This window comes from Salinibacterium sp. SWN167, assembly GCF_015864665.1.
GTDB lineage: Bacteria > Actinomycetota > Actinomycetes > Actinomycetales > Microbacteriaceae > Rhodoglobus.
The window spans coordinates 871,566-891,954 of sequence record NZ_JADYWU010000001.1 but is presented as its reverse complement, the minus strand read 5'-3'; the positions used below and the strand labels follow the sequence as shown (position 1 = coordinate 891,954).

Genomic DNA, 20,389 nt, shown 5'->3' with positions numbered 1-20,389 from the left:
CTTTTTCCTATGTATCTCGACATCGAGATACCTTGGCGCATCTGCCTACCGCGGGTTAGCCTGTATTCATGGGTGAGCTAAGACTTGAAGAATTATCGGCAAGCACCATCGTGGCTGCCAACAACCTGTCGCTGCGTCGCGGGCAGGAGCAGTTCGTTACGCCGCCCTCCTACGCGATCGCGGATGCCTTCATTGACCCGCTGACGTCGTGGCCGCGCGTTGTCGTTGACGGCGACAAGGTCGTCGGATTCGTCCGGGGCAATTTCGACCCCGATGCGTCTCAAGAAGAGTTTCGCAGCTGCATCTGGCGCGTGAGCGTCGCCGGCGACGAGCAGGGTCAAGGAATCGGTCGTTTCGCCGTGAAGGCAATCGCTGAAGAAGCACGCAGCCGTGGCTTCGATCGCATCACCGCCATTTGGGAAGAGGGCGACGACGGCCCTGAGCAGTTCTTCCTCAAGGTCGGTTTCAAGGTCGTCGGCGAAACTCAATACGGCGAGAAGCTCGGCGAATACACGCTCTAAGCGTGCCCGCTCCTAGCGACGATTTCGTGAGCCGCGTGCTCGAGGTCGTTGAATCGATCCCGCCCGGCCACGTGATGACCTACGGCGAGGTCGCTGCCACGATCGGCTCGCGAGCCGCGCGGGCCGTCGGCACCGTGATGGCCCGCTACGGTTCCGACGTGGCGTGGTGGCGCGTCATCCGTTCTGGCGGGCATCCACCCCTCGCTCACGAAGATCGGGCGCTCGTGCACTACGAGGCCGAATCAACGCCGCTGACATGGATGCCCGACGGCGGGTATCGCGTCAACCTACGGTTAGCGCGATACCGCCCCTAAACGAGCGAGTCCCGCCAGGCCGCGTGCAATTGCGCGAACTTGCCGGAGCCCGAAATGAGATCTTGCGGGGTGCCATCTTCGATGACGCGGCCGTGTTCCATGACGAGCACGCGGTCAGCGATTGCGACCGTCGATAGACGGTGCGCAATGATAATGGCGGTGCGGTCGGAGAGCAGCGTCTGAAGGCCAGCCTGAACAAGGCGTTCGCTCGGGATATCGAGCGACGCGGTTGCCTCATCCAGAATCAGCACGACAGGGTCGGCGATGAACGCGCGCGCAAACGACAACAGTTGTCGCTGCCCGGCACTCACTCGACCGCCACGCTTGTTTACGTCGGTGTCGTAACCGTTGGGCAGCGCTTCAATGAATTCGTGCGCGCCAACCGCCTTCGCAGCCTTCACGATCTCCTCGCGGGTCGCATCGGGCTTACCGAGCGCAATGTTGTCGGCAACGTTGCCCGAGAACAGGTACGCCTCTTGCGTGACCATAACGATGGCACGGCGCAGATCTTTCGGATGCAGCTTGCGCAGGTCGACACCGTCGAGCGACACGGTGCCCTGGCTGGGGTCGTAGAAGCGCGAAATGAGCTTCGCGAGGGTCGACTTTCCGGCACCCGTCGTTCCCACCATCGCGACTGTCTGACCGGCGGGCAGCTCAAGATCAAACTTCGGCAGGATCACCTTGTCGGCGTTGTAGGCAAATTCCACACCGTCGAACTTCACGGTTCCCTTGGCCTTGCGCAGGTCAATCGGAGTCGTGGGGTCAGCAACGGTCGGGCGCTCTTCGAGCACTCCCGAAATCTTCTCCAAAGCCGCGGCAGCGGACTGGTAGGAGTTGTAGAACATCGCCATCTCTTGCGCAGGCGCAAAGAACTGGCGGGCATACAGCAGCGCGCCGAGCAGGGCACCGATCGCGAGATCGCCGGTCGAGACACGCAGGCCGCCCACGAGCAGGATCATCGCAAGAGCAACGTTTCCGATGAGAACCAGACCCGGGTCAAAGATTCCGAACAATTGGATGACGCGGGCGTTGGCATCCCGATAATTCTCAACGAGCCCCCCGAATTGTTCGCGGTTGCGCTCTTCTTTGCGGAAGGCCTTCACCGCACGGATGCCGGTCATGGTCTCCACAAAGTGCACGATCAGCTTGGCCGAAGTCGTGCGCGTCTCACGAAAGTGCAATTGCGACCGCACCTGGAACCAACGCGTGAGGAAGCCCAACGGTATTAGCGCGAAGAACAGAATGACGCCGCTCACCCAGTCGAGCGAGAACATCGCGATAGCGATGAATCCCATGTAGAGCGCACCCTGCACGAGCTGGTTGATACCCGAGTCGAGTAGTTCGCGAATCGCATCGAGGTCACTCGTTTGACGCGCGATGATGCGCCCCGAGGTGTAGCTCTCGTGGAATTCAAGGCTCAGCCGTTGCGTGTGCAAGAAGACGCGTTTGCGCAAGTCGAACAGGATTGCTTGGCTCACGCGGGCGCTCAGCACGGTGTACCAGGCGATCATTGAGGCGCCAACGATGCCTGTGAACAGGTACGCGCTGACGGCAAGCACGAGCGGCAACGTTTCGCCGTCGATGAGGGCGGGCAACGCGTTGTCGATGCCGTACGCGATCAGCGCGGGGCCAGCCACTTGCGCGGCAGTGCTCACGACAACAACAGCCATCGTAAGGACAACACGAAGGCGCACGGGCGCGATCAACGATCCGAGCAGGCGCAGCGAGCGCTGCCGAATCTGACGGCTCTCGTCCTTGGTGTAGTCGTTGCGTTCTTCGCCGGAGGTTCCCATCACGCTCATGAACTGACCTCCTGCTCTTCCTCTTCAAGACTGGATATGACGTAACGGTAGTGACTGCTGGTCGCCAGCAGGTCGGAGTGCTTTCCGACCGCGGTGACCTTGCCATCTTCGAGAAGAGCAACGCGGTCAGCGAGCATCACGGTCGATGGGCGGTGAGCGACGATAAGCGCGGTCGTGGAGCTCAGCACCTTGCGCAGCGCGGCCTCGACAAGTGCTTCAGTGTCGACGTCGAGCGCCGACAACGGGTCATCGAGCACAAGCACCGCGGGCTTCGCGGCGACGGCGCGAGCGAGCGCGAGGCGCTGCCGTTGACCACCTGACAAGCTCAGGCCCTCTTCACCGACGAGCGTGTCGAGGCCCTTGGGCAGGTCGTACACGAAGTCGGCTTGCGCGATGCTCAACGCTTCGCGCAGTTCTTCTTCGGTGGAATCGGGGCGCCCCATGAGCACGTTCTCGCGCACGCTCGATGAGAACAGCGTGGCATCCTCGAACGCCATCGCCAGGTGACGCCGCAGCTCAATCAGGGTGAGGTTGCGGATATCGACGCCGTCGATGCTGATTGACCCTTCTGTCACGTCGTAGAGACGTGTTGTGAGGGCCGTGATCGTCGATTTGCCCGAGCCCGTCAGCCCCACGAGGGCCATGGTCTCGCCTGGCTCAATGCTCAAGTCGATGCCGTTGACGAGGTCGGGAACATTCGCGGGCGAATCGGGGTAGCGGTAGTGCACGTTCGTGAACTGAAGGTGACCCCGGCTATCCGTGATCGTTTCGGGGTGTTCGGGGTCGGTGATGGGATTTGCTGAGTCCATCACTTCAAAGAAACGGTCGGCGGCAGTGCGCGCGTCGAACGTCATCGACAGTAGGAAGCCGATCGATTCCACGGGGAACCTCAACACGGTGGCCGTGGCGAAGAACGCGACCAGGTCACCGGCAGAGATGTTGCCCTCAACAACGAGCCACACGCCGCCGAGAAGTCCGAGCGCAAACATGACGTCGGGCACGAGCAGCAGCCAGAGCCAGATGCCGGCGATAGCGCGGGCCTTCTCAATCTCGGTGCCACGCAAGCTTTCGGCCTGAGCCGAGAAGCCGATGAGCGCGTGCTTTCCTCGACCAAAGGCTTTCAGAACACGGATGCCGTGCACCGACTCTTCGACGGCCGTCGCGAGGTCACCGGTCTGGTCTTGGCTGCGGCGGGCCACGATCGAGTACTTCTTTTCGAAGACGTACCCGTAGATCCACAACGGGATCGAGGTGACGATAAAGATCACGCCGAGCACCCACGAGATGTTTACGAGGAACAGCAGCCCCACGATGATCGTGAGCACGTTGACCACGAGCAACACGAGTCCGAACGACAGCCACCGACGGATGAGGTTGAGGTCGCTGACGGCCCGCGACAGCAGCTGGCCGCTCGGCCACCGGTCGTGGAAGCTCACCGGCAGGTGCTGCAAGGTCATGTAGAGGGTGTTGCGCATGCGCGCCTCGACATGGGTTCCCGGCGTCAGCACAAAGTAGCGACGAAGCGCGATCATGATCGCCTCGACAATGCCGAGCCCGAGAACGATGAAGAAGGCGGGCCAAATCTGGCTTGAATCGCCCGACTGAAGCGGCCCATCCACGAGCGAGCGCAACACTTGCGGGATGAGCAGCGCAACAATTCCGGCGGCCAGCGCTGCTGCCATGCCGAGGTAGATGAACGGCATGGCCGATTTTGCGTAGGGGTAAAGCCGGCGGATAGCCGCAAAAGTGCCGACCGCTTTCACGCGTTCTGGCTGGTCAGACTGTGGTGACACCATGGATCCTTGACGAGAGGGATCCCTGCGTTCAGGGATCGCGATTACTGCGGGTCGCGTCGTGTGCGACCGTGAACCGCTGCTCCTCGTCGTGATTGGCGCGGGGCAGACAGCCTTTTAGAATATGCCCGCCCCGGCGCTTTCACAATCACTATCCACAAGTTTTTTGACAGAGTCTCAATTCAGCGGATGCGGACGGAGAGGCACGTGACGCAGCCCTCCATCTTCTCAAACTCTGAGACGTCAACAGTCACGACGCGGTACCCGAGATTCTCGATGAGTGCCGCGGTCTGGGGCGCCGACGACGACATGAGCACCGCGTCATCCGACAGCACCACAACAGCGGCACCTTCGGCCTCGGGCACGGCCAAGAAACGGTCATAGAGGTCGACATTGTCGACGAGATCGGGGTACCCAATGATCGTGCCGTCGGGAAGAGCCGTGACACCGCTCTTGAGGTGCAGCACCTTCTCGACCGGCACGGCAATGAGGGTGTAGCCCAGGGGCGTTACGATCGCGCGCAACTGACGGATACCTTCAGCATTAGTGCGACCACCGCGTCCCACATAAACCGTGGAGCCGACCTTGAGAACGTCACCACCGTCGAGAGTTCCCGGCTGAGTGATCTCGCGGAGTTCGAGACCCAGTCCAGCGACGCTCTCGCGAACAGCATCAATCTCAGCCTGACGGCTCTCAGCACCGGGGCTCGTGAGCACCGCAACCTCGCCGAACATCACCACGGTGTCTTCGATGAAAACAGAATCGGCGAGATCGTCGTCGGCGGGCACTTCGATTACTTCGAAGCCGTTGTCTTTGAGGGCGGCAACGTAGGCCTCCCACTGCGAATCGGCAAGGTCGGCATCCACGGGAACACGGTCGAGGTGAGTCAGTTCTCCCTCAGCCATGCGCGAGGAGGGGGCACGTACGAGAGCGGTCAGCGTGGAGGTCGACTGCGGGGCACGGGCGACCATGGCAAACCACACGCGGCGACCAACCGTCAGGGCGGTCACGATCGTGGCGACGACAAAGATGAGGTTCGTGCCGAGCAGGCTTGCCAAGATGAAGGCCATCGCTTCGGGATTCCATTCGGCTCCCGAGGCAATGATGCCGAGGGCGGTGCCGAAGAAGGCCGCGGCGATGCCGATCACGAGAGCCGACACTGCGGTCGTGTACCAGTAGCGGTGAATCTCGAGCGCCGCCGCGAGCGAGTAGAGCAAGAAGAGCACAAGTGCCATCGGCAAGAAGTACTCGGCGATCGTCGGCAGGTTCTCTGCCGCAGCACCGTTCGACGTAAAGAACGCCAGCCCGGTTGCGAGGTATACGGTGCCGGCAACGGCAATTCCGGAAATAAAAGCTGCGGCCATACGCCGTTGTGCACTGATCATGCGCCCCAACTTACCGGGAAGATTCTATGCATTTGCCTTACGCCGGCTCCCCGGAGAGAGCCGGCGTACACCAGGCGACATTTGTTAGTGGAAGAAGTGCCGCTCACCCGTGAAGTACATGGTCACGCCAGCGTCAACCGCTGCCGCAATCACTTCTTCGTCACGGATCGAACCGCCAGGCTGAACCACCGCACGCACACCCGCATCGAGCAGCAGCTGCAGGCCATCAGCGAAGGGGAAGAACGCATCGCTGGCCGCAACGGAACCTGCGGCACGGTCACCAGCCCGCGAGATCGCCAACTGGCACGAGTCAACACGGTTGACCTGCCCCATACCGACACCCACGGATGCTCCGCCGTTAGCCAGCAAAATAGCGTTCGACTTCACGGCGCGCACCGCTCGCCACGCGAACTCAAGGTCGGCGAGTGTCTCGGCATCGGCGGCGTCACCGGCAGCGAGCGTCCACGCGGAGGCCGGGGAGAAGTGCTTATCCAGTTCTTGCACGAGCATGCCGCCCGAGATCTGGCGCAGCTCACGGCTGTCACGCGCGTAGCCCTCCGGCAGCTGCAGCAAGCGCAGGTTCTTCTTAGCCTTCAAGATTTCGAGTGCTTCAGGCTCAAAGCCGGGAGCAACAACAACCTCGGTGAAGATCGGAGCGATTGACTCGGCAGCAGCCTTCGTGATGATTCCGTTGGCCGCGATCACTCCGCCGTAGGCCGAGATCGGGTCGCAGGCGTGCGCCAAAACGTGAGCCTCCGCGATGCTCGCCGCAGTGGCGATTCCGCACGGGTTAGCGTGCTTGATCACCGCAACAGCGGGAGTGTCGTGGTCGAAGGCGGCGCGCAGAGCGGCGTCGGCATCCACGTAGTTGTTGTACGACATCTCTTTGCCACCGAGCTGCGTGGCCTGCGCGATTCCGGGCTGAGCGGCCACACCGTAGAGGGCTGCCTGCTGGTGGGCGTTCTCGCCATAGCGAAGTACGGCGAGCTGGTCGGCGGCAACCTCGAGGTGCACCGGCAGTGTGGGGGCGGATGCCGCGGCATCCGTCTCACCGAGAAGCGCACCGGTCAGGAACCACTGCGACACAGCGGTGTCATAGGCTGCGGTCTGGGCGAAGGCCTTGGAGGCGAGCGCATAACGCTGAGCGAAGGTCGTGCCCTCCCCCGCTGCCGCGGCGATGATCTCGTCGTAGCTGTCTGGGCTCGTGACGATGGCAACGTTGGCGTGGTTCTTGGCGGAGGCGCGCACCATGGCGGGGCCCCCGATGTCGATCTGCTCGACGATATCGGCGGGAGCAGCGCCAGAGGCAACTGTTTCCACGAAGGGGTAGAGGTTCACGACAACGAGGTCGAAGGCCTTGATGCCGAGCTCGGCGAGCTGAGCTTCGTGCGACTCAAGGCGCAGGTCAGCGAGAATGCCGGCGTGCACGGACGGGTGCAGCGTCTTGACGCGACCATCGAGCGACTCGGGGAAACCCGTGACGGTCGATACCTCGGTGACGTCATAACCGGCTTCGGCGATCGTCTTCGCCGTGGAACCGGTCGAGACGAGCTCTACGCCCGCATCGGCAAGCGCACCCGCGAGGTCGAGGAGTCGCGACTTGTCGCTCACCGAAATAAGGGCGCGGCGGATGGGAACGACATCGCGTTCGCGGAAATCGGCTGGGTTGTGGCTAGGGCCGCTCATGGGATTCAGAGTTCCTTTAGGTTGATGCGATTGGTGGCAATGTCTTCGATCGTCTGCACGAGCAAGCGCCGTTCGATCGGCTTAATGCGGGCGTGCAGGTGTTCTTCGGTGTCTCCCGGCTCGATTGCAACGCGCTCTTGCACGATGATCGGACCACTATCGACACCGTTGTCGACCTTGATGACACTGGCACCCGTCTGGGTTGCCCCAGCAGCAAGCGCATCGCGAACCGCGTGGGCTCCCGGAAACTCCGGCAGGTAGGCCGGATGAGTGTTGATGATGTTGGGCGAAAGAGCCTCGACGACGCGCGGCGGCAGCAGCTTCATGAAGCCACTCAGCACGACGAGGTCAGCGTTCCAGAACTGGATCTGCTCCAGAAGTTCATCGCCCCACTCATCGCGGTTCTTGAAGTTCGACATCGCGACAGAGAAGGTGGGGATGCCGTAATGCTCGGCATGGTCGAGCCCGTCAGCAACGCGGTCAGCGCCAACGGCGACGACACGGGCAGGGAAGTCGGCACTCTCGGCCGCTTCGAGCAGGGCGGCGAGGTTAGACCCGCCCCCGGAAATCAAGACAACGAGTGTGAGCACGCACCCAGCCTAGCGCTCAGTGAAGCCGTCGTCAGTGCGCTCCGGGCGTGCGGACGCCAGAAGACCGAGCCCCGCTGCGACCGAAAACTCCACGAACGCCCACAGGGCAACAATCCACGGCTCCGGGCCAACATCAACGAGTCGTCCGGGACCGGCAGCTCCCGCGGATGCCCACGTCAACAACCCCATGATGGCTGCGGCCGTAAGCCCGATACCGACCGCGACGATGGCCAGTTCGCGGCGACGCAGTTCTCCGGCGATACGCGGGCCGAGCACGGCGGCGACGAGGAAGCCGACGACAACGGGGGCGAGGAGTCCGGCGAATCCGAATGCGAAATCTCCGCTCGGCAGGGCGCCAAAAACGGGGATGGCAGGAATGGGCCCGAGGGTGGTGGCCAGGGGCGACACAGCGGAACCTGTTCCGATCGCAAAGCCAGGACCCACGAGCCAGGCAGCCGCCCACAACACGATGTTCGGTAACAGCGCGAGTTGGCCGATCGTCACCGCGACGCCACCCAGCACCTCGGTGTGGAGTCCTTCATACAGCGTGATGATTTCGGCGAAGGACGTGACAATCGCCAGCGTCGTCACGAGAGACGCGACCGTGAGCAAACCGGCAGCCGCGATCGCCCCGCCCCGCAGCGCGGTGGCCACGATCGTGCGCACGTGAGCTGGCCATCCCGCAATCCAGCGGCGAATGCCTCCCGACACCGGGTTTGCTGCTGACACGATTTGGCTGCCAATCAGCAGCCCCACCGCGAACACAACAGTCGGTAAGAGAGTGCCCTGCCACAGCGATGGGCGCGCCACCGGATGCAGAGCCGACAAGGTGAGCACAAGCGAAGCGGCACCGAAGGTGGCAAGCGAGGCGAGCGTGCCGAGCAGCATGTGGGGCGTCTCGGCGACCCGACGACCAGCCCGAACACCGAGCAGAAGAGTCAGAAGAGCGAACCCGAGCAGCGCCATGGTGATCGTGACCGGTGTGCTCGCTGCGGGCAAACCGACGGCACTCGCGACGGTCGGATCAAGCACAACGGTGATATCGACGCCATGGCCGACAAGCCAAATATCAACGGCGGCACGCCAGAACACAGTCCAGTCGATGGCCAAGCCGTAGTGGATGCCCCACAGCAGCGTCAGCGGAACCAGCGGAATCGCGATCCCGATAGCGACAACGAGGAGCGCCTCGAAGGCGGCGAAGAGAAGAGTGAGCTGGCGATTCATGTCTCGGTGAGCGTACCCGCCCGCGCGCCAACAGCCGCGACGGCGGACCGAAAATAGATCGATCTGTCAGCGTTATGGATGCCGCCGCCGGGCGGACCGGTGGCGCTCAGGCTGGCGAAACTCAGGCGGGTGACGCCGCGAATTTGCTAGCTCGCGAGTTCTCCGAAGCCATCGCCCGTCATCGTGACAAGCGTGTCGACGGCCTGTTGTGCCGCGCCGCCGGTGGCCGTGAACTTGAGGACGTGGTCTTTGGCAGCGCCAAGCGACATGATTCCGATCAGGCTGTTGCCCGAAACCGGTCCCTTGCCGGCGGTCACGTCGGTGATCGTAAGCTTGGCGTCCACTCCCGCGAGCGCCTGCACAATGAGCGATGCAGGGCGCGCGTGCAAGCCATCAGGGTTCACAAGCGGAACTTCGACGGTGACTTCTGTGGGGTCCGCTGACGTGCCATCCGCGGCAGGAGCGGCAGGAGCGGCCGCAGCGGGTGCCTCAGCGGCAAGAGCAGCATCCGCGGCAGCAGCACCGCCCTGGTCAGCAAGCTGACTCTGCTTTGCGCCCATTGCTGCCCGCGCTTCGCGGTCGACCTCGTCGAGCGAGGCCCCTGCATTGGCGAGCACAATTGCCGCGATGAGTCCTTCTACGAAGGGCGCATCGGTGAGCCGCACCTCGTCCGTTGTTGTCATGAACTCGGTGGCCATGGTGCTGCTGAGCACCGCTGAGCCGAGATCCATGAAGACGAGAACGCCCTCACCGCTGGCGACCTCGTCGATTGCCGCAGCAACTTTCACGGCATCCGTACCGATGATGCCGTCGCCAGCCCCCGCAGCGATCGCGATCGGCGGCGGGGTCTCCCCCACCATTTCAAGCGCGAGATCCACAGCGGCCTGCGCGAGGGCAGGGCTGTGGCTTACGACCACAATGCCAATCACGATCAGCTCGAAACGGTGTCGTCGAGTGCCTGGAAGAGCAGTGTGCTCGAGGTGGCACCCGGGTCGATGTGGCCGGCGCTACGCTCACCGAGGTAGCTCGCCCGACCCTTGCGGGCAACGAGCGGTTCGGTCGCTAGGCGGCCCTTGTCAGCAGCAGCGAGAGCAACGGATGCCGCGGCAGCAACATCGGCACCGTCAGCGACAGCGGCATCCCACGCGTCGAGCGCCGGAGCGATTGCGTCAAACATGGTCTTGTCGCCCGCTTCAGCCTTGCCCCGTGCCACTACGCCCTCAAGACCGGCTCGCAGTGCTGCGCCGAGGGCGGCAGCGTCAAGCTCGGTCACGGGGCCAGCGTTCACGCCCATGCGCAGGAAGAGCGTGCCATAGAGGGGACCGCTCGCGCCGCCGACGGACGTCACCAAAGTCATACCTACAGACTTCAGCAGTGCGTCGGCGGCGGTCGCGGGTTCCGCACCAATCTTCTCGACCACTGCGTTCATACCGCGAACCATATTGGAGCCGTGGTCAGCGTCGCCGATGGCCGAATCGAGTTCGGTCAGGTAGCTCTGTTTCTCGGTCACGAGATCGCGGAACCGCGAAAGCCAGGCGATCAGTTGGTCGAGCGAGATGGTGCTTGTAGACATAGTTCTTAGACTCCCCAGCGGAGCCCGGCGGTGTTCACCGGGGCATCCCATAGTTTCAACATTTCATCGTCAGCCTTGAGGATCGTGACCGAGCATCCGGCCATATCAAGGCTCGTGATGTAGTCACCGACGAGGTTGCGCACAACCTCAACTCCGGCAGCCTTGAGCAGCTTTGCGACCTCGTTGTACATGATGTACAGCTCGATCTGCGGGGTGCCGCCCATACCGTTCATCATCACAATGGCTGGTGATCCTGTGAAGTCCATGTCGGCCAAGATCGGGTCGACCAGTTGCTTAGCGATGGATGCCGCATCCGCGAGCTTTTCGCGGTGACGACCGGGTTCTCCGTGGATGCCGACGCCGATTTCCATCATGTCGTCTGGCAGATCGAAGGTCGGCTTGCCTGCGGCCGGAACGGTACAGCTGGTGAGTGCCATACCCATGGAGCGGCCGGAGTCGTTGACACGGTGTGCCAGTGCGGTGACCGCGGCGAGGTCTTGCCCCTCTTCCGCTGCTGCGCCGACGATCTTTTCGAGCAATACGGTGAGGCCAACGCCGCGGCGTCCGGCTGTGAAGAGCGAGTCCTGAACGGCCACGTCGTCGTTGACGACGACCGAGGCAACCTTCACTCCGGTTTCCGCTTCGGCCATTTCGGCGGCCATCTCGAAGTTCATGACGTCGCCGGTGTAGTTCTTGACGATGTGCAGCACGCCAGCACCAGAGTCAGCAACCTTGGTCGCTTCCTGCATCTGGTCGGGGGTGGGCGAGGTGAAGACTTCGCCGGCACACGCTGCGTCGAGCATCCCGAAGCCAACGAAGCCGCCGTGAAGCGGTTCGTGGCCCGAGCCGCCACCAGAGATCAGCGCAACCTTGCCCGCGCGAGTGGGTTCTGCACGGTAGATCACGCGGTTGACGTGGTCGACCTTGAGCTCTGGATGCGCGGCGTCGATTCCGGCGAGCGCGTCGGCGAGTACCGATTCGGGGGTATTGATCAGTTTCTTCATTACTTGGCCTTCTCTTCTGTGAGTGCTTCAGTGAGGGTCTCGTTGTCGGCGTTGGTCTTGGAAATGAAACCGAAAGCAAGTGCGGCAAGCACACCAGCGAGCAGTTCAGCTACGAGGTAGACCCACAGCTGCTCCCACGCCACTTCGCCGCCCATGATCTGCTGAACGAGCATCGGACCAGTGGTACGAGCGGGGTTGATGGATGCACCAGTGATCGGGCCAACGGGAATGATGGCGGCGAAGACGACGAAACCAATGGCGAGTCCGGCAAAGCCGGGGGCTGCCTTGCGGTGGATAACTCCAAAGACGGTGAAGACGAGGAGGAACGTTCCGACGAACTCGGCGAAGAATGCCTGTCCGACGGGAATCGTGTCGGGGTTGTAGGCGGCGACACCAAGACCGGCATCCACAGCAGCCTGACCAAGAACGCCGACGATCGCAAAGGCACCGGCGGTTGCACCGAGGAGCTGAGCGATGAGGTAGCCGGGCACTTCGCGCCACGCGAACTTACCGGCGACAGCGAGGCCGAGGGTGACGGCGGGGTTGATGTGGTTTCCGGAGATGTAGCCGAAGACATAGACCGTGACGACCACGATCAGACCGAACGCGAAGGAGATGATTCCGAGACTCGCCATGGTGAATGGCTCATCACCATTCAAGATGAACGTCGCGGGCACTGAGCCAACGCCGACGAAAACGAGGAAGGCGGTTCCTAGAAACTCCGCAGCCAGCTTCTGCCACTGCTTGTTCTCATCCATGAGTTCTCCTTTGAACTTGTATTGCGCGTGCGACCGGGTGTCGCGAACGTTCGTCAATATCGGAACGTTATTCGATAATGTCGAATATGCTACGTTCAGTTACATCTTGTCAAGCCCCACCGGTTCGAAAGTAGACCGGTGGTGCAGAGATAATGAATACCGGCTAAATGACGGGGAACAGCGTTGATCCAATCCATTGATCGAGCAGCACAAGTGCTGTCGTCGCTCCAGGGCGCCCGGCATCTCGGCATCACGGAACTCGCCGGCCTTCTCTCGCTTCCGCCGTCCACCGTGCATGGCATCGTCAAGTCCCTTCAAGTGCACGGACTCGTCGCCAAAGAACCCAACGGCAACCGCTACATGCTCGGCCCGGCCCTACTAAAACTCTCCAATGTCTATCTCGACACCCTCGATGTTCGCGCTCGCGCCATGCGCTGGACGCAAGAACTTTCCCGACGCACCGGGCTCGCCGTTCGCCTCGGCTCCGAACTTTTCGACGAAGTCATCGTCATCCATCACAACAATCGGCCAGATGGCACCGAACAAATGCCAGAGACAGGCCTCTCCATTCCCGTGCACGCCTCCGCCATGGGCAAAATCCTGTTGACCTACAACGCGGATGCCGCCGACCAGCTTTTTGAGAAACCACTGCGCAGCCTCACCGGTGACACCATCACCGATCCCTCGAAGCTCATTCTGCAGTTTGCGCAGATTGCCGAGCGCGGCATCGCCACGGAGCAAGATGAAGCGGTTCTCGGCGAATCCTCGATTGCGGCCCCTATCGCCGACCGCAACGGCAACGTCATCGCCGCCGTGGCCGTCGTACTTCACTCCAGCGAATGGCCGCCCGAAGACAACGTATTGAATGTGTTGCGCGAAACTGCCCGCAATATCTCGCGCGAACTCGGCTACACCGCGTGGCCGCCGCCCGTTGTGCGGCGGCCCACCGACGACTAACACCCAGCGCGCCAACGCGCCTAACACTGCGAGCGCGGCAACACACAACAACGGCTGGCCGCCCGTGGGGAGGCGACCAGCCGTTGTTGAGTGTTAGCTACTGAGCAGGTGTCGCCTAGAAGACGATCCACACCCAGTCGTTGCGACTGCTTGAGCCAGTCACGTTGTCACCGGCCGGAGTGAACTCTGCCTTCACCTGGTGCAGGCCACGGTCGAGCTTCGGCAGCTTCACCGTCACCTTTCCGTTGTCGGCTTCGTCCAGCGTGATGGTGTCAACCTTCTTGCCGTCGACCGTCACCTTCACGGTTCCGGTCGCTGCGGCGTCCTCACCGGTAGCGACTCGGATGGTGGCGCTCACGGTATTCCACGAGAAGGCAACGTGCTTGCTCACTGACAGGCTCACGCTCGAGCTGTAGTTGATCATCACAGCCTCGGAGGTGGCGCTTGCGCTTGGCAGGTCCTTCTTGCTGGCGGTGACGACGACGGTGATCGCCTTGCCCTCGTCAGCGTTCGTGACCGTGTACTTGCGCTTGTCGGCGCCGGCGATGTTCTCGCCGTTTGCCTGCCACTGGTAGCTGAACTTCAGCCCGTCAACATCCCACTCACCGGGGTTAGCCGTGAGCTTCTTGCCGACAAGTGGCTTGCCCGAGATGGTCGGCAATACGGTGTTCACGGGCGTACCCGGCAGAACATCTTCTTGCGTCACAACCTCAATCGCGGTCGTTGCCCCAGTGTCGCCATAGCTGACGAGCCCCAGGTAGTTCGTGAAGGGAGCCAGGCCTTCCCACGATGCGGTGTAGCTCACTGCTTCACCCTGCACACCCGGGAGAACTTCGGGGTCCAATCCGAGGGGCTCTCCCGCGCCAGGCACGACGGCGAAGGTGCGCACGTCGAACGCGGTCGACGGGTTCGCGGCATACACCGACGCGATCACGAGGTAGTCACCCGGTGTCGGATCAGCAAGGTTGACGCGCTCATCGGCGGCTCCCGTGGCTGACTGCCACCCGGCGATCGGAGTGCCACTGCCATCGAGCAGGTACACGATCAGGTCGAGGTCGGCGGTGTCATCGATCGAGTCGAGATCGAAGCGCGCATACGTTGTGCCCTCGGGCACGGTTGCTGCGTACTCAAACTCGTCTCCGCTCACACCAGAACCCGAGTGCTCGGTTTCGGTGCCAGTGGGGTCTTCGTAGAAGACTCCAGCGGTGAGGCCGGTCGAGGTCAGCGGGATGTCGCCGGTTCCGCCGGGCGTGACCGTTACTTCAACGGCGCCGTAGGTTCCGGTTCCGCTTGCCGTATCCGGCGCGAGGATGGTGACGGGGCGCACGGCGATGGGGCTGTGCACGACGGTGTCGCCACTGGTCCACGTGAGAGCTCCGGTGGTGAACTGGTCGAGCGGAGCATCCGTTCGGCTAATCGTCACTTCGTAACTCTGTGTCTCGCCGGCAGCGCCAAAGGTCAGCGTTGAGGGCGAGACCGTGGCGTCGATTCCCGGAACCGAGATGGATGCCTCGAATGTGCCCGCCTGAGTGGAGGTCACGGTGCGAGTAATCGTCTCGGCTGCCGTCAGCGAACCGATACCGATGGATGCCAGGTTGAGATTGCTGGGATCGATTGCTTCGACCGCGGGGTCGAGCACGTCGTAACCAGCGCCCTCAATGTAGGACAGCCAATCGCCGATGCCGTTCAGGTAGAGCAGGCCAGGTTCAAAGAACTTGGTGGGGTCAACGTGACCGGAGCCCTGTGTGAAGGGATCGGTGACGGGGTTTCCGTCGCCATCCACGGTGTCGTACGCGGTTGTCATGAACGCCGACTTGATCTCAGCGGGAGTCGCGTTGGGGCGCTCCCCGAGGTAGAGCGCGGCGAGACCAGCAATGTGCGGCGATGACATCGAGGTGCCCGAGAGCAGCGCGAACGTGGGCTCGGCTCCTTCAGCATTGGCACTGGCGGCGAGGATTCCCACGCCGGGTGCCGAAATGTCGGGCTTGATGATGTCGCTGCCGTCAGCTTCAACGGGACCACGCGAGGAGAAGCCAGCGACCTGAGGTGTCGGCGGCTGGTACGCGGTTTCGTTGCCGGGCGTGAAGGTCGCGGTCGCACCTTCGGTCGCTGCATACGCAAGGACAGCATCGCGGTACTGAGCATCCAAGTGGATGGTCGGAATCACGTGGGTGTCGAGGTCGGTCGAACTCGGCGTCACGTTCACAAGAACCGCACCGATACCGCCAGCGCGCGCAACCTCGGCCGACTTGTCGACGCGAGCGATGACTCCGCGGTCACAGACCACGATCTTGCCGTCAACGAGAGCCGGGTCGAGAGTGTCAGCGAGGCACAGGTCGGGGTCAACTGCGCCCTCGAGGGCGACATCCGCCGCGTAGACGAGCTCACCCGTCAGCGGTTCTGCAGCAGGGTCGAGGTCGACTGTGATCGATGCACCGGCGAACTCTTGGCCGTCACCGAGAGTGACAGTCGCTTCGTAGTTCGGGATGGTGCTGGCGGCGACCGTGGTAATCCACGGTGCAGCGTTGTCGAGCGTTGACGCATCGGGGCCAGAGTTTCCGGCAGAGGCAGCGACGAAAACGCCGGCTGCAGCGGCACCGAGGAAGGCCTGGTCGGTCGGCGAAACGGTGCTGGAAGCAGCGCCTCCACCGATCGAGTAGTTGATCACGTCAACACCGTCAGCGACAGCCTGGTCGATCGCGGCGAGAAGGTCAGTGGATGCACAACCGTCGTCTGTCGTGTCGACAGGGTCCGGTCCGCTCCAGCACACCTTGTAGGCCGCGATCTTGGCAGCGGGAGCAACTCCGGAGAAGTACCCGAGAGCGTTGCCACCGACGTTGGCGTCGACTTCGAGGTTTCCGGCTGCCGTGCTCGCGGTGTGCGAGCCGTGACCGTCGCCGTCGCGCGGCGAGACGTACTCGCCAACGCTCGCGTCGCCGAGATTGCCGGCACCGAAGCCGTCAACGAAGTAGCGAGCGCTGATGACCTTGGTCGTGCAGTCCTCGGCGGTGAACTGGTCGCCCTCGGTGCAGACACCCGTGAAGGTTTGACCGTCTGACTTCTCGAAGACGATGGAGTCACCATCGCGGTAGGGTTCGGCACCCGGCGTGCTGCCGAGAGCGTCACCAGCGAAGGCCGGGTTCTCCGGAGCGAAGCCGGTGTCAAGGACACCGACAACGATTCCCTCGCCGGCAGTCTCTGCTCCGCCGGTTGCGGCCCAGAGTCCGTCGGCGCCTTCAAGGCCAAGGAATTCTGTTGACCGCTGCGCTGCGGTGATCTTCTTCAGCTCATCCGGAACGATCGAGGCAACGAGCTTGTTGGCCGAAAGCTCAACTGCTTGGGCCGCGGTCAAGTCGGCTGCGAAGCCGTTGGTCGCAAGCGTGTACGAATAATCGATGTCAGCTCCGACGGATGCCGCGACATCGTCTTGCTTCTCTTCCAAATACTCGGTGTAGTCCTGCACTACTTGGCGGCGAGTGTCGAGCTGCTCGCCATCGGGTGGGGTTGTTGCGTCAAAACCGCGTACACCACCGTCGTAGGTTGCAGCAGCCTGATCCACCATGGTGACGATGTAACGTCCCGGGGTGAATTCAGTTTGGCCGCCGCCACCAATGGATGCTGGTGCAGCTGTGGCGCCGAGTGCGGCGCCGGTAACCAGGGAAGTGGCGACAAGAGTTGTCGCCGCCACTACCGATATGACTCTTCGAATGCTCACGAATGTTCCTATTCTTCTGTGAATGGGACTTGCCTATGTGACGTACACACGCTGATCAGAGCGTGTTTGCAAAGCTGGTGGTCGGGCACGCACCACGAGCCACTATATGCACGTTCTACCCCTCTTCAGGGGGTCTTCATCGATCAGCGTTACCTTAACGTGACTTATTGTCCGCTCTTTGGGGGACTGCCTAGGTGGCATCTCGGCGTCGAGACTCGGCCCCTTCAGCAATGCACTATTAGTGCAGTATGCTGCACCTATGGATGAACCCACCGAGCTCCTTGCACGCACGATCGGCACCCGCGTCAAGAACGAGCGCCACGCGCGCACGCTGACACTCGACCAGCTCGCCGAGAAAGCGGGAGTAAGCCGCCGGATGCTGGTCAATGTTGAGCAGGGCGCAGCGAACCCCAGCGTCGGCACCCTGCTTCGCCTCAGCGAAGCCCTCGGCGTGAGCTTGCCCGCCCTCGTGGAGCCGCCCACAGCCCAGAAGGCGACGGTAACGCGCTCGTGTGCTGGCGCAACCCTCTGGACGGGAGAGAACGGCGGCCGCGGCATCCTGCTGGCCTCCAGCAACATCCCCGAAGCTCTGGAATTGTGGGAGTGGACCTTCATGCCCGGCGAATCGCAGTCGAGCGAACCGCACAGTGCGGGCACTCAAGAACTGCTGCACCTGCTCGAGGGCGAAATCACAATAACCGTGGCCGCCGAGACGTTTGTGCTCGGCCCGGGTGATTCGATGGCATTCGCCGGCGACCAAGAGCACGCCTACGAAAACACGAGCAGCAAGCCCGCCCGCTTCATTTTGTCCGTGCTCGAACCGGGTATCGGCGCGTCATCCCGAGCGGATCACTCCCATGCGTAGCGCGCGCGAGCCGCTCCCCGCGTGGTCGATGGCGGTGGCCGCCATGATGATGATCCAGTTGAGCTCAGCCTTTTCGGTGGGGCTCATCGAGCAAGTTGGCGCCAGCGGAACCGCGTGGTTGCGGCTGGCGCTCGGCGGCCTCATCTTCTTGATCGTTGCCCGGCCGCAGGTGCGTCGCATCCGCCGTCAGGATGTCGGGCCCCTTCTCGGGCTGGGTGTCGCCAGCGCGGTCATGTCTGTCTCTTTTTTGTCAGCGCTCGAACACATTCCGCTCGGCACGGCCGTGGCCATCGAGTTCTTGGGGCCGCTCGCGGTGGCCGCGATTCGAAGCGGCAGTTCCCGGATGCTCGCCTGGCCCGCCTTGGCGCTGGTCGGCGTTGTGCTGCTCACCGAACCGTGGGAGGGCGAAACGAATCTCATCGGCGTCGGTCTCGCGCTGCTCGCCGGAGTCGGCTGGGGAACCTACATTCTGCTCACCCAAAAGGTCGGCGATCGTTTCACAGGAATCAGCTCACTCGCGATGACGATCCCCATCGCCGCCTTCATCACCACCTTCGTGGGAGCGCCCCAGGTCATCCCCGACTTCGACTGGCGCGTGCTGCCCATCGCACTCGGCCTTGCCCTGCTCTCCCCCGTCGTGCCTTTCGTGCTTGAACTGCTCGCGCTACGCCGGATGACCCACACCGCGTTCGGAACGCTCATGTCCCTCGAACCAGCCTTCGGAGTACTCATCGGCCTGATCGTGCTGCACCAGATTCCATCCTTCGTGCAGTGGATCGGAATCGGCCTCGTTGTGCTCGCGGGAGCAGCGGCGCAACGCAGCGGCACTCGCGCGCCGGCCGATGCCGCCCCCGAGCTCGATCCCGCGCCGCACGCCTGATGCGAACCGTCGACTACTGAGTCAAAATCACTTAGGGTGAATATTGGTCATCCGCAAGCGTGACGCTAGTTGAACGCAGGCCGACTGATCCGCACGAAGAACCCAGCGGAGGAGCGCATGAGAGTCTATTTTTTGATTTCATCGTGGCTAGTGACAGCCTTGATCGCGGTGCTGGGCGTGTTTGCCGGGCAAACAATCTGGTTCTACGAAGAGCCATTGCTTGGTGCGATCGGTACCCCGTCGAGCTATTACGTAGCGGCGTACTCGGGCATCGCTGTCCTGACCTTGAGCTTCGCGCAGAGCGTCGTGCTGTCAGTCGGTTTCGCAATGAGAAAAGCCCCGTCGGCACCATCATCCGAAGTCCCTCAATAACGAAACAAGCGCCGCTCGTCACAAAGACGAGCGGCGCTTGGAGTAGCGAAAGCGTTAGCTACAGAGTTTCGAGAATTTCGCGCATGAGCTTGGCTGCTTCAGACGGCGTCTTGCCGACCTTCACACCTGCAGCTTCAAGTGCTTCCTTCTTGGCCTGAGCGGTTCCGGCTGAGCCAGAAACGATCGCACCGGCGTGACCCATGGTCTTACCCTCGGGAGCCGTGAAACCAGCAACGTAGCCCACAACGGGCTTCGTGACGTTGGCCTTGATGTAGTCGGCGGCACGCTCTTCAGCGTCTCCACCGATCTCACCGATCATGACGATTGCCTTGGTCTCGGGGTCCGCCTCGAACGCTGCGAGAGCGTCGATGTGCGTCGTGCCGATGATGGGGTCGCCACCGATGCCGATTGCGGTCGAGAATCCGAGGTCACGGAGTTCGTACATCATCTGGTACGTGAGCGTTCCCGACTTGGAAACGAGACCGATCGGGCCCTTGCCGGTGATGTTCGCGGGCGTGATACCGACGAGTGCTTCACCGGGCGTGATGATGCCGGGGCAGTTCGGACCAATGATGCGGGTCTTGTTGCCCTTCTCCTGGGCGTAAGCCCAGAACTCGGCAGAGTCGCCGACGGGAACACCCTCGGTGATGATGACGAGCAGCGGCATCTCAGCGTCGATGGCTTCGATAACGGCATCCTTGGTGAAGGCCGGAGGAACGAAAGCGATCGAAACATCCGCCCCCGTCTTTTCCATGGCTTCAGCAACAGTGCCGAATACGGGCAGCTCAACGTCGCCGTGGGTGACGGTGGTGCCAGCCTTGCGGGCGTTGACACCGCCAACGACCTGGGTGCCAGCAGCGAGCATGAGGGCGGTGTGCTTGGTGCCCTCACCGCCGGTGATGCCCTGAACGATGACTTTGGAGTCCTTGTTGAGGAAAATTGACATGCTC

General features: G+C 62.4%; 18 protein-coding genes. 6 read left to right on the top strand and 12 right to left on the bottom strand.

The window, feature by feature from the left end; genetic code table 11:
• Positions 1–68 precede the first annotated feature (68 nt).
• Both I6E60_RS04225 and I6E60_RS04220 read left to right on the top strand, forming a co-directional pair.
• Positions 69–521, top strand: coding sequence for an N-acetyltransferase (locus I6E60_RS04225; protein WP_197123243.1), 453 nt, complete (start codon positions 69–71; stop codon positions 519–521).
• 2 nt (positions 522–523) lie between these two features.
• Complete coding sequence (locus I6E60_RS04220) at positions 524–835, top strand: MGMT family protein (RefSeq protein WP_197179002.1); 312 nt, start codon at positions 524–526, stop codon at positions 833–835.
• Here the strand turns inward: I6E60_RS04220 and I6E60_RS04215 are convergent.
• The 10 genes from I6E60_RS04215 to I6E60_RS04170 all read right to left on the bottom strand — a co-directional run bounded on the left by I6E60_RS04215 (position 832) and on the right by I6E60_RS04170 (position 12,650).
• Positions 832–2,637 carry an ABC transporter ATP-binding protein gene (locus I6E60_RS04215; protein ID WP_197179001.1) on the bottom strand — a complete coding sequence of 602 codons (1,806 nt, stop codon included), beginning with the start codon at positions 2,635–2,637 and terminating at the stop codon, positions 832–834. The two genes, I6E60_RS04220 and I6E60_RS04215, sit on opposite strands and share 4 nt — an antisense overlap.
• Positions 2,634–4,433, bottom strand: a complete 1,800-nt coding sequence (locus I6E60_RS04210) for an ABC transporter ATP-binding protein (protein WP_197123237.1) — start codon at positions 4,431–4,433, stop codon at positions 2,634–2,636. The genes I6E60_RS04215 and I6E60_RS04210 overlap by 4 nt, the downstream gene beginning before the upstream one ends.
• Positions 4,434–4,612: 179 nt before the next feature.
• Entirely contained in the window at positions 4,613–5,815 is a 1,203-nt protein-coding gene (gene ddaH / locus I6E60_RS04205) for a dimethylargininase (protein WP_304611050.1), read from the bottom strand.
• An 84-nt stretch (positions 5,816–5,899) separates the two neighbouring features.
• Positions 5,900–7,501: a bifunctional phosphoribosylaminoimidazolecarboxamide formyltransferase/IMP cyclohydrolase gene (gene purH / locus I6E60_RS04200; protein WP_197109514.1), complete on the bottom strand. Its 1,602-nt coding sequence runs from the start codon at positions 7,499–7,501 to the stop codon at positions 5,900–5,902.
• Positions 7,502–7,506: 5 nt separating this feature from the next.
• Positions 7,507–8,091, bottom strand: a complete 585-nt coding sequence (purN, locus tag I6E60_RS04195) for a phosphoribosylglycinamide formyltransferase (RefSeq protein ID WP_197123235.1) — start codon at positions 8,089–8,091, stop codon at positions 7,507–7,509.
• 9 nt (positions 8,092–8,100) lie between these two features.
• Positions 8,101–9,315 (bottom strand): DUF6350 family protein, encoded by a 1,215-nt coding sequence (locus I6E60_RS04190; RefSeq protein ID WP_197123233.1) that lies wholly within the window; start codon positions 9,313–9,315, stop codon positions 8,101–8,103.
• A 146-nt stretch (positions 9,316–9,461) separates the two neighbouring features.
• Complete coding sequence (gene dhaM, locus I6E60_RS04185; RefSeq protein ID WP_197178999.1) at positions 9,462–10,244, bottom strand: dihydroxyacetone kinase phosphoryl donor subunit DhaM; 783 nt, start codon at positions 10,242–10,244, stop codon at positions 9,462–9,464.
• A gap of 2 nt (positions 10,245–10,246) precedes the next feature.
• On the bottom strand, positions 10,247–10,888 hold the full coding sequence (dhaL, locus tag I6E60_RS04180; protein WP_197178997.1) for a dihydroxyacetone kinase subunit DhaL: 642 nt from the start codon (positions 10,886–10,888) through the stop codon (positions 10,247–10,249).
• Between the two features lie 5 nt (positions 10,889–10,893).
• Positions 10,894–11,892 carry a dihydroxyacetone kinase subunit DhaK gene (dhaK, locus tag I6E60_RS04175; RefSeq protein WP_197123227.1) on the bottom strand — a complete coding sequence of 333 codons (999 nt, stop codon included), beginning with the start codon at positions 11,890–11,892 and terminating at the stop codon, positions 10,894–10,896.
• The gene (locus tag I6E60_RS04170; RefSeq protein WP_197123225.1) at positions 11,892–12,650 is read right to left on the bottom strand and encodes an MIP/aquaporin family protein; all 759 of its coding nucleotides are present in this window, start codon (positions 12,648–12,650) and stop codon (positions 11,892–11,894) included. The genes dhaK and I6E60_RS04170 overlap by 1 nt, the downstream gene beginning before the upstream one ends.
• A 183-nt stretch (positions 12,651–12,833) precedes the next feature.
• Here I6E60_RS04170 and I6E60_RS04165 point away from each other — a divergent pair, with 183 nt between their 5' ends.
• Positions 12,834–13,607: an IclR family transcriptional regulator gene (locus tag I6E60_RS04165; protein ID WP_197106390.1), complete on the top strand. Its 774-nt coding sequence runs from the start codon at positions 12,834–12,836 to the stop codon at positions 13,605–13,607.
• Between the two features lie 115 nt (positions 13,608–13,722).
• Here I6E60_RS04165 and I6E60_RS04160 read toward each other — a convergent pair whose 3' ends face one another.
• Positions 13,723–17,322: a S8 family serine peptidase gene (locus tag I6E60_RS04160; protein WP_197123223.1), complete on the bottom strand. Its 3,600-nt coding sequence runs from the start codon at positions 17,320–17,322 to the stop codon at positions 13,723–13,725.
• Positions 17,323–17,581: 259 nt separating this feature from the next.
• On the opposite strand from I6E60_RS04160, the gene I6E60_RS04155 reads away from it, so the two are divergent.
• From I6E60_RS04155 to I6E60_RS04145, 3 genes are all read left to right on the top strand, one after another.
• Positions 17,582–18,187, top strand: coding sequence for a helix-turn-helix domain-containing protein (locus I6E60_RS04155; protein WP_197178995.1), 606 nt, complete (start codon positions 17,582–17,584; stop codon positions 18,185–18,187).
• Positions 18,180–19,067 (top strand): DMT family transporter, encoded by an 888-nt coding sequence (locus I6E60_RS04150; RefSeq protein WP_197178993.1) that lies wholly within the window; start codon positions 18,180–18,182, stop codon positions 19,065–19,067. Before I6E60_RS04155 ends, I6E60_RS04150 begins: the two co-directional genes overlap by 8 nt.
• Before the next feature lie 117 nt (positions 19,068–19,184).
• On the top strand, positions 19,185–19,439 hold the full coding sequence (locus I6E60_RS04145) for a hypothetical protein (protein ID WP_197123217.1): 255 nt from the start codon (positions 19,185–19,187) through the stop codon (positions 19,437–19,439).
• 58 nt (positions 19,440–19,497) lie between these two features.
• Here the strand turns inward: I6E60_RS04145 and sucD are convergent, their stop codons facing one another.
• Entirely contained in the window at positions 19,498–20,385 is an 888-nt protein-coding gene (sucD, locus tag I6E60_RS04140) for a succinate--CoA ligase subunit alpha (RefSeq protein ID WP_197123297.1), read from the bottom strand.
• Positions 20,386–20,389 lie beyond the last annotated feature (4 nt).

What these genes read in the sequence shown, in the direction of transcription:
- I6E60_RS04170 (WP_197123225.1), bottom strand. Translation starts at nt 12,650, where the DNA reads ATGGATGAGAACAAGCAGTGGCAGAAGCTGGCTGCGGAGTTTCTAGGA.
- I6E60_RS04155 (WP_197178995.1), top strand. Translation starts at nt 17,582, where the DNA reads ATGGATGAACCCACCGAGCTCCTTGCACGCACGATCGGCACCCGCGTC.
- sucD (WP_197123297.1), bottom strand. Translation starts at nt 20,385, where the DNA reads ATGTCAATTTTCCTCAACAAGGACTCCAAAGTCATCGTTCAGGGCATC.
- I6E60_RS04215 (WP_197179001.1), bottom strand. Translation starts at nt 2,637, where the DNA reads ATGAGCGTGATGGGAACCTCCGGCGAAGAACGCAACGACTACACCAAG.
- I6E60_RS04145 (WP_197123217.1), top strand. Translation starts at nt 19,185, where the DNA reads ATGAGAGTCTATTTTTTGATTTCATCGTGGCTAGTGACAGCCTTGATC.
- purH (WP_197109514.1), bottom strand. Translation starts at nt 7,501, where the DNA reads ATGAGCGGCCCTAGCCACAACCCAGCCGATTTCCGCGAACGCGATGTC.
- I6E60_RS04150 (WP_197178993.1), top strand. Translation starts at nt 18,180, where the DNA reads ATGCGTAGCGCGCGCGAGCCGCTCCCCGCGTGGTCGATGGCGGTGGCC.
- ddaH (WP_304611050.1), bottom strand. Translation starts at nt 5,815, where the DNA reads ATGATCAGTGCACAACGGCGTATGGCCGCAGCTTTTATTTCCGGAATT.
- dhaK (WP_197123227.1), bottom strand. Translation starts at nt 11,892, where the DNA reads ATGAAGAAACTGATCAATACCCCCGAATCGGTACTCGCCGACGCGCTC.
- I6E60_RS04225 (WP_197123243.1), top strand. Translation starts at nt 69, where the DNA reads ATGGGTGAGCTAAGACTTGAAGAATTATCGGCAAGCACCATCGTGGCT.
- dhaL (WP_197178997.1), bottom strand. Translation starts at nt 10,888, where the DNA reads ATGTCTACAAGCACCATCTCGCTCGACCAACTGATCGCCTGGCTTTCG.
- I6E60_RS04210 (WP_197123237.1), bottom strand. Translation starts at nt 4,433, where the DNA reads ATGGTGTCACCACAGTCTGACCAGCCAGAACGCGTGAAAGCGGTCGGC.
- I6E60_RS04190 (WP_197123233.1), bottom strand. Translation starts at nt 9,315, where the DNA reads ATGAATCGCCAGCTCACTCTTCTCTTCGCCGCCTTCGAGGCGCTCCTC.